This is a genomic window from Pandoraea capi (assembly GCF_902459735.1).
Classification (GTDB): Bacteria; Pseudomonadota; Gammaproteobacteria; order Burkholderiales; family Burkholderiaceae; genus Pandoraea; species Pandoraea capi.
Genome location: NZ_CABPRV010000007.1, coordinates 155,392 through 169,633, shown reverse-complemented (window position 1 = coordinate 169,633; position 14,242 = coordinate 155,392). Strand labels below are relative to the sequence as shown.

General features: G+C 64.4%; 9 protein-coding genes. 6 read left to right on the top strand and 3 right to left on the bottom strand.

Annotated features, from left to right (window positions below; translation table 11 throughout):
- Nucleotides 1–19: 19 nt before the first annotated feature.
- Nucleotides 20–1,708: a Na+/H+ antiporter gene (locus PCA20602_RS15690; protein WP_150722025.1), complete on the bottom strand. Its 1,689-nt coding sequence runs from the start codon at nucleotides 1,706–1,708 to the stop codon at nucleotides 20–22.
- A 106-nt stretch (nucleotides 1,709–1,814) separates the two neighbouring features.
- Entirely contained in the window at nucleotides 1,815–5,810 is a 3,996-nt protein-coding gene (locus PCA20602_RS15685) for a DUF3683 domain-containing protein (protein ID WP_150722024.1), read from the bottom strand.
- 597 nt (nucleotides 5,811–6,407) lie between these two features.
- Between PCA20602_RS15685 and PCA20602_RS15680 the strand changes: the two genes are divergently transcribed.
- Nucleotides 6,408–6,866: a (2Fe-2S)-binding protein gene (locus PCA20602_RS15680; RefSeq protein WP_069340056.1), complete on the top strand. Its 459-nt coding sequence runs from the start codon at nucleotides 6,408–6,410 to the stop codon at nucleotides 6,864–6,866.
- A gap of 17 nt (nucleotides 6,867–6,883) precedes the next feature.
- The gene (locus tag PCA20602_RS15675) at nucleotides 6,884–9,106 is read left to right on the top strand and encodes a xanthine dehydrogenase family protein molybdopterin-binding subunit (RefSeq protein ID WP_150722023.1); all 2,223 of its coding nucleotides are present in this window, start codon (nucleotides 6,884–6,886) and stop codon (nucleotides 9,104–9,106) included.
- 197 nt (nucleotides 9,107–9,303) lie between these two features.
- On the opposite strand, the gene PCA20602_RS15670 is transcribed toward PCA20602_RS15675, so the two are convergent.
- Entirely contained in the window at nucleotides 9,304–9,942 is a 639-nt protein-coding gene (locus tag PCA20602_RS15670) for a YqaA family protein (protein WP_150722022.1), read from the bottom strand.
- 144 nt (nucleotides 9,943–10,086) lie between these two features.
- Here PCA20602_RS15670 and PCA20602_RS15665 point away from each other — a divergent pair, with 144 nt between their 5' ends.
- The 4 genes from PCA20602_RS15665 to queF all read left to right on the top strand — a co-directional run bounded on the left by PCA20602_RS15665 (nucleotide 10,087) and on the right by queF (nucleotide 14,184).
- On the top strand, nucleotides 10,087–10,707 hold the full coding sequence (locus tag PCA20602_RS15665) for a nucleotidyltransferase family protein (protein WP_150722021.1): 621 nt from the start codon (nucleotides 10,087–10,089) through the stop codon (nucleotides 10,705–10,707).
- 121 nt (nucleotides 10,708–10,828) lie between these two features.
- A complete protein-coding gene (gene ilvA, locus PCA20602_RS15660) occupies nucleotides 10,829–12,358 on the top strand; it encodes a threonine ammonia-lyase, biosynthetic (RefSeq protein WP_150722020.1) in 1,530 nt (509 codons plus the stop codon).
- Nucleotides 12,359–12,419: 61 nt separating this feature from the next.
- Nucleotides 12,420–13,370, top strand: a complete 951-nt coding sequence (locus PCA20602_RS15655; protein WP_069340060.1) for a 5'-nucleotidase — start codon at nucleotides 12,420–12,422, stop codon at nucleotides 13,368–13,370.
- Entirely contained in the window at nucleotides 13,357–14,184 is an 828-nt protein-coding gene (gene queF / locus PCA20602_RS15650; RefSeq protein ID WP_069340061.1) for an NADPH-dependent 7-cyano-7-deazaguanine reductase QueF, read from the top strand. The genes PCA20602_RS15655 and queF overlap by 14 nt, the downstream gene beginning before the upstream one ends.
- Nucleotides 14,185–14,242: the final 58 nt, after the last annotated feature.

The following is a 14,242-nucleotide window of genomic DNA, read 5'->3' as shown; positions in this document are numbered from 1 at the left end:
CAGCGCTTGCCGGTGCCTGTCAGTGCTTTTTGCTCTTCTTGCGCTTGCCCGTGGCCGGATCGACCGGACCCAGAGCGAGTTCTGCAAAATCGATCTCGCTGAGCAGTTCGCGCAGCGTCTCGTCGTTGATGCGATGCGTGATGCGCAGCCGCGACAACTCCACGCGCTCCGCCTGCAACGCCGCGGCCCGCAGGCGACGCTCGACTTCGACCTCGCGCACGGCGCGCTCGCGCATCTCGTCGGTCGCCGTCGACGCATTGAGCGAGCGACGGTAACGCCCCATCACCCGCGCGGCAGCTTCCGCGCACACGGCCGTATCCAGCTCATCTCCCGACTTGGCGATCACCTTCTGCAATGATTCGACGGCCCGAATCGCCGCCTCCGACGCCGCCAGCCGCGCCTCGCCCATCTCACGATTGCGCGGGTCTTCGACCGGCCAGCGCACGCCGCGCAGCAAGACCGGCAAACCAAGACTGCCGCCGATGAGCGACAGCAGAATCACACCGGCTGCGAGGAAGATCAGCAGATCGCGCCCCGGAAACGGCGCGCCGCTCGGCAACGCCAGCGGTACCGAAAGCGCACCGGCCAGCGTCACGGCGCCACGCACGCCCGAGAGCGCCGTCACACCGGTAAAGCGGATGCCCGGCTTCATCGTGATTTCGCCACGACGCATGCCGAGGAAATACATCACGCGCCACGCCGCCCACACCCAGCAAAAGCGCAGCACGATCAGCGCCGCCGAGATCGCGCCGACGTAGAACATCAGCTCGCCCAGATTCACGAACGTGCCCCACAGATGCTCGCTCGGGCGCAGCGCCGCGCGCACGATATCCGGCAATTGCAGCCCGAGCAGCACAAACACCGCGCCGTTGAATACGAATTCGAGCATCGACCACACGCCGTTGCCGAGAATGCGCGTGGCGGTGCGGGTATTGAGCAGGTCGGTCGAACTCACCGTCATGCCGGCGGCCACAGCCGCCAGAATCCCCGAGAAACCGAAGTGTTCCGCCAGCAGATAGGCCGCGAACGGCATAAGCAGCAGAAGCAGCACGATGGTCGCGGGCTCTTCCGTCGAGGCGTCCATCACGCGGCGATGGAATTGCGTAAAGAGCCACGTCACGGCCCATCCGGCGAGCAGGCCACCCAGTGCGATCACGAAGAAAGAGAACGTGGCGTTACCGATGGAGAAGACGCCAGTCATCGCTGCCACCAGCGCGAACTTGAACGCGACGAGACCCGATGCGTCGTTCATCATCGCCTCGCCTTCGAGCACATGCATGAGCCGCGTGGGCATGCGCATGCGCCCGGTGAGGGCGGAGACGGCCACGGCATCGGTCGGCGAGAGCACGCCGCCGAGCGCGAACGCCACGGCGAGCGGAATCGACGGAATCATCCAGTGGATGAAGTACCCCACGCCGAGCACCGTGAAGATCACGAGGCCGAGCGCCATCGCGACGATCGGCACCCGCAGGTGCCAGAACTCGCGTTTGGGCATGCGCCAGCCATCAGCGAAGAGCAGCGGGGGGATGAACAGCAGGAAGAAAATCTCGGGGTCGAGATCGATGTGCAGCCCCGCGCCCGGGTAAGCGAGCGCGGCGCCCACGGCGATCTGCACGAGCGGCACGGGCAGGAATCTGACGAAGCTGACCAGCACGCCGGTCAGTGCCACCACGAACAGCAGGATGAGTGCTGTGTAGACTACCTCCATGCCACCTCCGTGGTCCGTCGCTCATGCATCGACTGCGGCATCGACTGCGGCATCGACTGCGGCATCGGCCACGTTCCCCGGAGGTTGTTGCCGGGCAGACATTGCATCAGACGAGCACGCGTTCGATACCGCCGTTGTTCGCATCCTTGACGTAGTCCACCAGCCACTGGTCGCCCAGCACGTGCTTGGCGATCTCGACGACGATGTAGTCGGCGGTCACGTCCGCGTCGTCGTTGTAGCGCGACAGACCTTGCAGGCACGACGGGCAGCTCGTCAGGATCTTGACGTCTTCCACCTTGCCGTCGGCACGCAGCTTGGCCGCGCCCTTGCGCATCTCCTCTTCCTTGCGGAAGCGGATCTGCGTCGAGATATCCGGACGCGTGACCGCCAGCGTTCCCGATTCGCCGCAGCACCGATCGTTCTTCTCGATCTTGTAGCCGTCGTTCTCGCTGCCCATCAACTGGTTCACGAGCTTGACCGGGTCCATCGTCTTGATCGGCGTGTGGCACGGGTCGTGATACATGTAGCGCGTACCGTTCACGCCTTCGAGCTTCACGTTCTTCTCAAGCAGGTATTCGTGGATGTCCACGATACGGCAGCCCGGGAAAATCTTCTCGAATTCATAGCCGGCGAGCTGATCGTAGCAAGTGCCGCACGACACCACCACGGTCTTGATGTCGAGGTAGTTCAGCGTGTTGGCCATGCGGTGGAACAACACGCGGTTGTCCGTCACGATCTTCTCGGCCTTCTCGCCCTGCCCCGACCCGCGTTGCGGATAGCCGCAGCAAAGATAGCCCGGCGGAAGCACCGTCTGCACGCCCACGTGCCAGAGCATCGCCTGCGTGGCGAGACCGACCTGCGAGAACAGACGCTCCGAGCCGCAGCCCGGGAAGTAGAACACCGCTTCCGAATCGACCGTCGTGGCCTTCGGGTTGCGGATGATCGGCACCACCTTGTTGTCTTCGATGTCGAGCAGCGCACGCGCCGTCTTCTTCGGCAGGTTGCCCGGCATCTTCTTGTTGACGAAGTGGATCACCTCTTCGCGCAGCGGCGGCTTGCCGACCGTTGCCGGCGGATGCGCCGTCTGCTTCTTCGCGATCTTCTTGAAGACGTCCGCACCGAAACGCTGCGCCTTGTAGCCCCAGTCGATCATCACCTTGCGGGTGATGTTGATCGTCTCCGGGTTGGTCGCGTTCAGGAAGAACATACCGGCAGCCGCGCCCGGGTTGAACTTCTTCTTGCCCATCTTGCGCAGCAGGTTGCGCATGTTCATCGTCACGTCGCCGAAGTCGATCTTCACCGGGCAGGGCGTGGCGCACTTGTGGCAGACCGTGCAGTGATCGGCCACGTCGTTGAACTCGTCCCAGTGCTTGATCGACACGCCGCGGCGCGTCTGTTCTTCGTACAGGAACGCCTCGATGAGCAGCGACGTTGCGAGAATCTTGTTACGCGGGCTGTACAGCAGGTTCGCGCGCGGCACGTGCGTGGCGCACACCGGCTTGCACTTGCCGCAGCGCAGGCAGTCCTTCACGCTGTCGGCGATCGCGCCGATGTCCGACTGCTGCATGATCAGCGATTCGTAGCCCATGAGCCCGAAGCTTGGCGTATAGGCATTGCGCAGATCGGCGGGCAGTTCGGGCAGATTGAGCAACTTGCCCTTGTTGAAGCGCCCTTCCGGGTCCACGCGCAGCTTGTACGCGCGGAATTCGCCGATTTCGGCTTCCGTCAGGAACTCTAGCTTGGTGATGCCGATACCGTGTTCGCCCGAGATCACGCCGTCGAGCGAGCGCGCGATGTCCATGATGCGGGCCACGGCCTTGTGCGCATCCTGGAGCATCTCGTAGTTGTCCGAGTTCACCGGGATGTTGGTGTGCACGTTGCCGTCGCCGGCGTGCATGTGCAGTGCGACGAACACACGACCGTGCAGCACGCGCTTATGAATGGCCTGCGCTTCGTCGAGGATCGGCTTGAACTCGCCGCCGGTGAAGATCTGACGCAGTTCCGCGCGGATCTCCTGCTTCCACGACACGCGTACCGTGCGGTCCTGAAGCAGATCGATGAGGCGCGTTTCCGGCTGCTTGTTCAGACGGTCGTTCAGCGCGACGTTGATGTCGCGAATGCCGTGACGGTTGAGCAGCGGAATCGCCTCGGCCAGCGGCATCTCGAAGTTCTCGCGCAGATACTCCCAGCGCCCACGGATCTGGCGCAGCATCGTCAGCGCCGTCTGCACACGGTCTTCGAGCAGTTCGGCCGACGGAATCTCGTTCGCGTCGTCCGTCTTGCCGAGCGGCAGATTGCCGGCTTCGAAGAACGCTTCGAGGGCGTCGACCAGTTGCAGCTTGTTCTTGAGCGACAACTCGATGTTGATGCGCTCGATGTGATCCGTGTACTCGCCCATACGGTGCAGCGGAATCACCACGTCTTCGTTGATCTTGAAGGCGTTCGTGTGACGCGCGATCGCCGCCGTGCGCGAGCGGTCGAGCCAGAACTTCTTGCGCGCCTCGGCCGACACGGCGACGAACCCTTCGCCGCTCTTGCCGTTGGCCATGCGGATCACTTCCGACGTCGCCTGGGCGACCGCGTTGTCGTCGTCGCCAACGATATCGCCGATCAGCACCATCTTCGGGAACGCGTTGCGCTTCGACTTCGTGGCGTAGCCCACGGCGCGCAGATAACGCTCGTCCAGATGCTCCAGACCCGCGAGAATCGCGCCACCGGCGGCCGTCTGCGCGAACATGTAGTCCTTGATTTCGACGATGCTCGGAATCGCTTCCTTCGCCTGACCGAAGAACTCCAGACACACCGTGCGCGTGTGCGCCGGCATCTTGTGCAGAATCCAGCGCGCGCTCGTGATCAGACCGTCGCAGCCTTCCTTCTGGATACCCGGCAGGCCGGCGAGGAACTTGTCCGTGACGTCCTTGCCGAGGCCTTCCTTGCGGAAGCGCCGGCCTTCGATTTCCAGCAGTTCGGTCTTCAGGAGTGCGGCGCCCGGCGCCTGATTGCCGTCGTACCACTTCAGTTCGAAGCGGGCGACCGGAATGTCGTGAATCTTGCCGAGGTTGTGATCGAGACGCGTGACTTCCAGCCAGTTGCCCTGCGGATCGACCATGCGCCACCAGGCGAGGTTATCCAGCGCCGTGCCCCACAGCACGGCCTTCTTGCCGCCGGCGTTCATGGCCACGTTGCCGCCGATGCACGAGGCGTCGATCGACGTCGGGTCCACCGCGAAGACCAGCCCGGCACGCTCGGCGGCTTCCGCCACACGGCGAGTCACCACGCCGGCGCCCGAGAAGATCGTGCCGACGAGCTTGTCGACGCCCGGCAGTTGCAGGTATTCGACCTCGTCGAGCTGTTCGAGTTTTTCCGTATTGATGACGGCCGAGAACGGCGTGAGCGGAATCGCGCCGCCGGTATAGCCGGTGCCGCCCCCACGCGGAATCACGGTCAGACCGAGTTCGAAGCAGCCCTTCACCAGCGATGCCATTTCCGCTTCGCTGTCCGGCGTGAGCACCACGAACGGATATTCCACGCGCCAGTCGGTGGCGTCCGTCACGTGCGAGACACGCGACAGGCCGTCGAACTTGATGTTGTCGCTGGCGGTCGTGCGGCCGAGCACCTTCTTCGCGCGACGGCGCAGTTCGGCCATCTTCTCGAACTCGGCGGCGAACTCGGCCACGGCGCGACGGGCGGCCACTTCCAGTTGCTCGACGCGCGCGGCACGATCGCGGCCGTGCGTGTCGGCGTGTTGAGCCACGTCGGCACGGCGACGCTTGTCGATCTCGTTCAAACGGTGGTCGAGCGCGTCGATCAGCAGCTTGCGGCGCTTCGGATTGTCCAGCAGGTCGTCTTGCAGATACGGATTGCGGCGCACGACCCAGATGTCGCCGAGCACTTCGTACAGCATGCGCGCCGAGCGGCCGGTACGGCGTTCGGCACGGAGTTCGTCGAGGATGGCCCAGGCGTCCGCGCCGAGCAGGCGCATGACGATTTCGCGATCCGAAAACGACGTGTAGTTGTAAGGAATTTCACGCAGACGTGGCGGGTGAGCGGCTACGGCATGTTTAGCGTCGTGCGGCTCGAAGGCAGGCAAGGGTGCGTTCATCTTGTCGGGCTCGTCAGTGCGGCGGTGCATCCGCCGTCGGCGTTCGTCTCGCGAGACGCGCCGAAAGTCAAAATCGGGTGTGCGCTGAAAATGCCGGCCGCTCGCGCAAAGGGTATGCGCGGGCCGGCAACAGTCGATCTACGGTCAACGAGATCGACGACTGCCGTGCGAAGACGTCGATGACGAGTCGTGTTCGGTCATCGAGCAGAAGCACAGGGGGGTGAGGCAGTTGGTGCGCATGCCCAGATCTTTCTTCCGGCTTGGGAAAGTGTTGGTAGGGGAATGTAGGTCGAATTGTACTTCATTGCACCGCAACACGTCGGCGCCGCGCTGAAATCCTCGTCCCGGTGCGCCGATCCCCTCCGAATCCCCGCTTTGACGCGAGCGCGACAGCCTCATCGCAGCGTTGACACCGCCTTCACGACCGCCACTCCCAGCAATCGCCATCGTCACTTTCACATTAAAAGTCGACCGCTATATCCGTTTAGATACAACGACTTGCGACGCACTTGTGAACTGAAATTTCCAACGAATGGGAGTATGTTCTAGCCGTCCCCCGATTCATCCGCCCCCATCCACCCATCAAGAGGTGCATCTATGGCTTCGTTCCAACTGAACGGCAAACCGGTGAAGGTCGACGTCGACCCCGCCACTCCCCTGCTCTGGACCCTGCGCGACGCGCTCAACATGACCGGCACCAAGTTCGGCTGCGGCATGGCGTTGTGTGGGGCCTGCACCGTCCACATGGACGGCGCGCCCATCCGAAGCTGCATCACGCCGGTCTCCGCCGTCGAAGGCAAGAAGATCACCACCATCGAAAACGTCGGCGCCGACCCCGTCGGCCGTGCCGTGCAGGACGCCTGGGTCAAGCACGACGTGCCCCAGTGCGGCTACTGCCAGAGTGGCCAGATCATGTCCGCCACCGCGTTGCTGCGTGAGAACAAGACGCCCAACGACGAGCAGATCGACGCCGCCATGGCCGGCAACATCTGCCGTTGCGGCACCTACGCCCGCATTCGCGCGGCCATCAAAGACGCCGCGTCGTCGCTGGCCTGAGACGAGGAGACACCGACATGCGTCAACTTCGTTTCTCCCAATACCCCGGCGTTGCCGTGGGCGACTTCGCGGGCGTGAGCCGTCGCGGCTTCCTGAAGACGTCGGCCATCGCGGCAGGCGGCCTGATGCTCGAAATGTCGTTGCCGGGCCTCATGCGCACGGCCAACGCACAGGGCGCGCCCGCAGCCCCCGTCGTGCCGTCGGCCTTCGTCCACATTGCGCCGGACGACACGGTCACCATCCAGGTCAACCGTCTCGACTTCGGTCAGGGCGTGCAGACCGCGCTGCCGATGCTCGTCGCTGAAGAACTCGACTGCGACTGGGGCAAAGTGCGCGGCGAGCTGGCCCCTGCGGGCGACGCTTACAAGGATCCGATCTTCGGCATCCAGATGACGGGCGGCTCGGGCACCATCGCGCACTCTTGGATGCAGTACCGGCGCATCGGGGCGTCCGCACGCGCCATGCTGATCGCGGCAGCCGCGCAGCAATGGAAGGTGCCGGCCGATCAGTTGCGCACCGAAAACGGTGTGGTGCTCGGACCGAACGGCAAACGCGCCACCTACGGCAGCCTGGCCGCCCGCGCACAGGCACTGCCCGTGCCGGCCAACGTCGCGCTCAAGGACCCGGCGACGTTCCGCCTGCTCGGCAAGCCGACGCGCCGACTCGACGCCAAGGCCAAGTCGACCGGCACGCCGATGTACGGCATGGACTTCAAGCTGCCGAACCTCAAGGTGGCGGTCGTGGCGCGTCCGCCGGTGTTCGGCGCCAAGGTGAAAAGCTTCGACGCCAAGGCTGCGAAAGCCATCAAGGGTGTGCGCGACGTGCTCGAAATTCCGGACGACCGTGGCGGCACTGCCGTCGCTGTGATCGCCGACGGCTACTGGCAAGCCAAGACCGGCCGCGACGCGCTCAAGGCCGAATGGGACACCAGCGGCGTCGAACATGTCGACACGACCCAGCAGTTGGCCAAGTTCAAGGAAATGGCCAAGACGCCGGGCATCGTCGCCATCGACACCGACGTCTCCAGGCTCAAGGGCGCGCCCAAGACCCTCGTCGCCGAATACAGCTTCCCGTATCTCGCCCATGCGCCGATGGAGCCGCTGAACTGCACCGTGCAGCTCTCCGACAAGGGTGCGGAAGTGTGGACCGGCACCCAGTTCCAGACCGTCGATCAGGCGGCCATGGCGCGCACGCTGGGTCTGAAGCCCGAGCAGGTCAAGCTGCACACGCTGATGGCGGGCGGCGGCTTCGGCCGTCGTGCCGTGCCGACGTCCGACTACGGCGTGGAAGCCGCGCAGGTCGCGAAAGCGTGGCGTGGCGCGGGGCATCGCGAGCCGGTCAAGGTCATCTGGAGCCGTGAAGACGACATCCATGGCGGCTACTACCGTCCGATGTACGTTCACCGCGCCGAGATCGGTCTCGACGCCAAGGGCAACGTGCTGGCGTGGAATCACACCATCGTCGGCCAGTCGATCCTGCAAGGCACCCCGTTCGAGCCGATGATGGTCAAGAACGGCGTCGACGCCACCAGCGTCGAAGGCGTGTCCGGCACACCGTACGCGGTCCCGTTGCGTCTCACGCTGCACAGCCCGAAGGTCAACGTACCGGTGTTGTGGTGGCGTTCCGTGGGCAATACGCACACGGCGTTCGTCATGGAAACACTCATCGACGAACTGGCGAAGAACGCCGGTCAGGACCCGGTCGCGTACCGATACTCGCTGCTTGGCGACAAGCATCCGCGTCACCGTGCGGCGTTGGCGCTGGCTGTCGAGCGTTCGGGTTATGGCAAGACCAAGTTGCCGGAAGGACAGGCATGGGGCGTGGCGGTGCACGAGTCGTTCGACTCCGTGGTGGCGTACGTCGTCGTGGCGGAGATGCGCAACAATGCGCCGCGACTGGTCAGTGCCGTGGCGGGTGTGCATTGCAACTTCGCAGTCAATCCGTTGACGGTGGCGGCGCAGGTCGAGGGGGCGGCGTTGATGGGGCTGGGCACGACATTGCCGGGTGCGGCGATCACCATGAAGGATGGCGAAGTCGAGCAGAGCAACTTCCACCAGTACACGGTGGCGCGTCTGACCGACATGCCGGAGATCAGTGTCCACGTGGTGAGTTCGGGCGACGCCCCGACGGGCATGGGTGAGCCGGGATTGCCGCCGCTGGCGCCGGCGTATGCGAATGCGGTGGCGGTGTTGACGGGCAAGCGTCTGCGCGCGTTGCCGTTCGACGTCACGAGCGCGTAAGCCAGAAACCGCCCGTTAGCGCAAAAAGAAGGTGGGGCCCGGGAAAGCATGGCAGTCAGCCGGACCGGGGCCCCCTTCTGAACCGAGTTGGGTTTATGTCTGAGGGGCGGACGGGGGCCCCGGTCCGGCCTCCGGACTAAAGCAGAACCGCCTCAAACGCGAAAAGAAGGAAAGAAGGGACAGTCCTGCCGGCGCACTCATCCAACTAATAAGTGTTTGAACGGCGCGAAGATGCCCTGCCAGAACGACTCGGGCACGCGCAGCATCAGATAAGTGATGGTGATGTAGCGCAGCGTCTTGCCGATAGCGATATAGACGAGGCATGAGCGCCATGACAGGCGCAGCCATCCGGCGACGGTACAGAGCGGATCGCCGACCACGGGCAGCCACGACAGCAGCAGCAGGGGTGGGCCGAAGCGGCGCATCCAGCGGTGATAGCGTTCGTTCATGGGCGCGCGGCCTTCGGCAGCTGCCTTCGCGTCGCCCTTCGCGCCGGGCATCGTCATTTCCGCCGTCATCGTGCCGCCCGAGCCGAGTGAGCCGAGTGAGGCGGCAGCACGCGCATGCGCCCGCCGACGTGCCTTGAGCCGCACGTAAGCGCGTCGCGCCGCGAACCCCATCCACCAATCCAGCATGCCGCCGAGCGTATTGCCGACGCTCGCCACCGCGATGGCCGGCCAGAACATGTGCGGATTGAGCGCCACGTAGCCGAACAGCGCAGGCTCCGAGCCCATCGGCAGCAGCGTGGCCGAGAGAAACGACACGAGAAAAATCGCGGGCAGCCCCACGCCGGGCAGTGTCAAAACGCCCAGCAGCCAGGTGATGAACGACTCCATGCAACTCCGGTAAAAAAACGAAAACCCATCGAAAGCCATCGCGAACGCGCCCATCCCAACCGGCCAGACGGTCGGCCAATGTCGCCGCGAAGGCGTGCACACGCGTTTGGCAGAAACGAAAAGTCTGGCGCATAATGCATGCCCATGACCCGACCTTCGACGCCGCCCGTGGCCATTCTACTGGCAGGCGGACTCGGTACCCGCTTCGACGCGGCGGGGCGCCGGAACAAGCTGCTCGCGCCGCTGCCCGGAGATCCCCTGAACCGACCCGTTGCCCTCGCCAGCGCCCACGCGCTGCTGGCGGCATTGCCGCGCGTGATCGCGGTGGTGCGCCCGGATTCGGCCGAGCTGGAGAACGTGCTCTTGCAGGCGGGTTGTGAAGTCGTCATGAGCCACGCCACCAAGCGTGGCATGGGCGCGACCCTGGCCGCCGGCATTCAGGCCGCGACCGACGAAGCGCCGCCCCCCGGGCTCGAACATCTCGATGGCTGGCTCGTCGCGCTGGCCGACATGCCGTTCATTCATCCGAATACCTTGCGTGCCGTGTCGAACGGGCTCACCTCGCCCGACGCCATCGTCGCACCGAGTTATCAGGGACAGCGCGGCCATCCGGTCGCCTTCGGTTCCGCCTATACCCCGCGTCTGGCCGCCCTCGATGGCGATGTCGGCGCGCGCGACCTGCTGATTAGCGAGCACATTACGATCGTCGATGTCGACGACGCCGGAATCGTGCGCGACATCGACACCCCCGACGACCTAAGCTAGGGCGCGCACTCTCCTTTCCCGTTTTTCCCCGAAAGACTTAGCGCGACCGCCCCGGCGGACGTGCTGGTCTATCATTGTCCTTTTGTTCCTTGATGTGCCTAACCTGAAGAAGCCTTAAATCATGTCCGACGCAGCTCCCGACTACCTGAAGAAGATCCTGACCGCCAAAGTCTACGACGTCGCCCACGAGAGCGAACTCGAGCAGGCCCGCACGCTCTCGATGCGCCTGCACAATCGAATTTATCTCAAGCGCGAAGACAACCAGACGGTGTTCTCCTTCAAGATTCGGGGCGCGTACAACAAGATGGCGAACCTGACCGACGACGAACGTGAGCGCGGCGTGCTCACGGCCTCCGCCGGCAACCACGCGCAGGGTGTCGCGTACTCGGCCGCGCGTCTGGGCTGCAAGGCCGTCATCGTCATGCCGGTGACCACCCCGCAGGTCAAGATCGACGCCGTGCGCACCCATGGCGGACGCGCCGTCGAAGTCGTGCTCGCGGGCGACTCGTACAGCGACGCCTTCGCCCACGCCATGACGCTGCAAGCCGAGCGCGGGCTGACCTTCGTGCCGCCGTTCGACGATCCCGACGTCATCGCCGGTCAGGGCACCATCGGTATGGAAATCCTGCGTCAGCATCAAGGTCCGCTGCACGCCATCTTCGTGCCGATCGGCGGCGGTGGACTCGCCGCCGGCGTGGCCGCGTACGTCAAGTCCGTGCGCCCCGAAATCAAGGTCATCGGCGTGCAATCCGTCGATTCGGACGCGATGGCGCAGTCCATCCACGCCGGTGAGCGCATTCTGTTGAACGACGTCGGCCTCTTTGCCGACGGCACTGCCGTCAAATACGTCGGCGAAGAAACCTTCCGTCTGTGCAGCGAGTATCTCGACGAAGTCGTGCGCGTGGACACCGACCAGCTTTGCGCCGCCATCAAGGATGTGTTCCAGGACACCCGCAGCGTGCTGGAGCCGTCGGGCGCGCTGTCCGTGGCCGGCGCCAAGCTTTATGCCGAGCGCGAGAAGCTCAAGGGCGAGACGCTCGTCGCCATCACGTCCGGCGCGAACATGAACTTCGACCGCCTGCGCTTCGTTGCCGAGCGCGCCGAAGTCGGTGAAGCGCGCGAAGCGGTCTTCGCCGTCACCATTCCGGAAGCGCGCGGCAGCTTCAAGCGCTTCACCGAAGTGGTGGGTAGCCGCAACGTGACCGAGTTCAACTACCGAATTAGCGAAGCCTCGAGCGCCCACATCTTCGTGGGCATCCAGATGCACAACCGCGACGAAGGCGAGCGTATCCGTTCGGGCTTCGAGCGTCACGGCTTCCCCACGCTCGATCTGTCCAACGACGAACTGTCCAAGCAGCACATCCGCTACATGGTCGGCGGACGCTCGGCACTGGCCAGCAACGAAGTGCTGTTCCGCTTCGAGTTTCCGGAGCGTCCGGGCGCGCTGATGAAATTCCTCTCGGCCATGAGCCCGAACTGGAACATCAGCCTGTTCCACTACCGGAATCAGGGCGCGGACTACAGCAACATCCTCGTGGGCATGCAGGTGCCGGACGACGACAAGGCCGAGTTCCGCGACTTCCTCGCAACGCTCGGCTATCCTTACTGGGACGAAAGCAACAACCCCGTGTACAAGCTGTTCCTCGGGTAAGCCGCCGATTACAGACTTCACGGCCTCGTCACTCACTACCCGACAGGACATCACCGCCACCATGCCGATCACGCTCGAGAACAAACTCGTTGTCGCGATATCCTCGCGCGCGCTGTTCGACTTCGAAGAAGAGAACCGCGTGTACGAGGCCGGCGTGGCGAGCGGCGACGACCAGTCGTACATGCAGTATCAGCTCGACCGCATCGACAAGCCGGCCCCGGCCGGCGTCGCCTTCCCGCTCGTGCAGAAGCTGCTCGCTTTCAATCGCGGCAGCGACACCAGCGGCGGTGGCGCGAGCGACGGTCACCGCGTGGAAGTCGTGGTGCTCTCGCGCAACGATCCCGTGAGCGGCATGCGGGTGTTCCGCTCGGCGCGGCAGTTCGATCTCAAGATCGAACGCGGGGTCTTCACACGCGGGCGCGACCCCTTCGGCTACCTCAACGCGCTGGGGGCGCACCTGTTCCTCTCGGCCAACGAGCGCGACGTGCGCAGCGCCCTCGCCGCCGGTTTCCCGGCGGCGCGCGTGTATCCCGACTCCGCGAAAAAGGCCGAGCTGCATCCGGACGAAATCCGCATCGCCTTCGATGGCGACGCCGTGCTCTTCTCCGACGAAGCCGAGCGGGTCTTCCAGCGCAACGGCCTCGACGCCTTCCAGCAACACGAAACCGAGCGCGCCGCCACACCGCTGCCGCCCGGACCGTTCAAGCCGCTGCTGCTGGCCTTGCACCGTCTGCAAACCCTGGCGGGCCACGAAGTGCCGGTGAAAATCCGTACGGCGCTCGTCACGGCACGCTCGGCGCCCGCGCACGAACGCGCCATCCGCACGTTGATGGACTGGAAAATCGACATCGACGAGGCGATGTTTTTGGGCGGGCTGGACAAAGGCGCATTCCTGCGCGAGTTCGAGCCCGATTTCTTCTTCGACGATCAGACACGCCACTGCGAATCGGCCGCCCGGGTCAGCCCGACCGGCCATGTCATCAGTGGCATCGCCAATCATGACCACGCCTGAACAATCCACGCTCGGCAAAGAAGTTGCCTACACCGAGCACTACGACCCGTCGCAACTCTTTCCGATCGCCCGTGCCCCGGCACGCGCCCAGATCGGCGTGCCGGAAACGCTGCCGTTCTTCGGTGCCGACATCTGGAACGGTTACGAACTCTCCTGGCTCAACGACAAGGGCAAGCCGCAGATCGCACTGCTCAAGGCCGTGGTGCCGGCCGACTCGCCGTTCATCATCGAATCGAAGTCGTTCAAGTTGTATCTGGGGTCGTTTGCACAGACGAAGCTCGCCAATCTGGACGCAGCGCGCGCGCTAATTCAACAGGATCTGTCCGAGGCGGCCGGTGCGCCCGTGCAGGTCCGGCTCACGGATCCGAGCGGCTTCGGCAAGCTACAGCTCGACGAACTCGACGGCCTGCTCGTGGACCGTCTCGACATCGATACCGACGTCTACGTACCCGACGCCTCACTGCTCACCGCCGCCTTCGACGAACAGCACGTGGAAGAGACGCTCGTCTCCAACCTGCTCAAGTCGAATTGCCCGGTGACCGGCCAGCCCGACTGGGGCAGCCTGCAAATTCGTTACGTCGGCCCGCCGATCGATCAGGCAGGGCTGCTCAAGTACGTGATTTCTTATCGACGTCACACCGGCTTCCACGAGCAGTGCGTGGAAGGGATCTTCATGGACATCCTGAACCGGTGCAAGCCGAGCCAGCTCGCGGTCTACGCGCGCTACACGCGACGCGGCGGCCTCGACATCAATCCGTTCCGCACCAACTTCACGCTGCCGATGCCGGACAACGCGCGCACGGCACGTCAGTAACACCTTGGTAAAAAATGGCGACGGGCTGCCCGGGCCCGTCGCCAATCCGCGCTATCCA

Excerpts from the sequence above, each read along its gene's own strand:
- PCA20602_RS15690 (WP_150722025.1), bottom strand. The coding sequence starts at position 1,708 with ATGGAGGTAGTCTACACAGCACTCATCCTGCTGTTCGTGGTGGCACTG.
- PCA20602_RS15685 (WP_150722024.1), bottom strand. The coding sequence starts at position 5,810 with ATGAACGCACCCTTGCCTGCCTTCGAGCCGCACGACGCTAAACATGCC.
- PCA20602_RS15680 (WP_069340056.1), top strand. The coding sequence starts at position 6,408 with ATGGCTTCGTTCCAACTGAACGGCAAACCGGTGAAGGTCGACGTCGAC.
- PCA20602_RS15675 (WP_150722023.1), top strand. The coding sequence starts at position 6,884 with ATGCGTCAACTTCGTTTCTCCCAATACCCCGGCGTTGCCGTGGGCGAC.
- PCA20602_RS15670 (WP_150722022.1), bottom strand. The coding sequence starts at position 9,942 with ATGGAGTCGTTCATCACCTGGCTGCTGGGCGTTTTGACACTGCCCGGC.
- PCA20602_RS15665 (WP_150722021.1), top strand. The coding sequence starts at position 10,087 with ATGACCCGACCTTCGACGCCGCCCGTGGCCATTCTACTGGCAGGCGGA.
- ilvA (WP_150722020.1), top strand. The coding sequence starts at position 10,829 with ATGTCCGACGCAGCTCCCGACTACCTGAAGAAGATCCTGACCGCCAAA.
- PCA20602_RS15655 (WP_069340060.1), top strand. The coding sequence starts at position 12,420 with ATGCCGATCACGCTCGAGAACAAACTCGTTGTCGCGATATCCTCGCGC.
- queF (WP_069340061.1), top strand. The coding sequence starts at position 13,357 with ATGACCACGCCTGAACAATCCACGCTCGGCAAAGAAGTTGCCTACACC.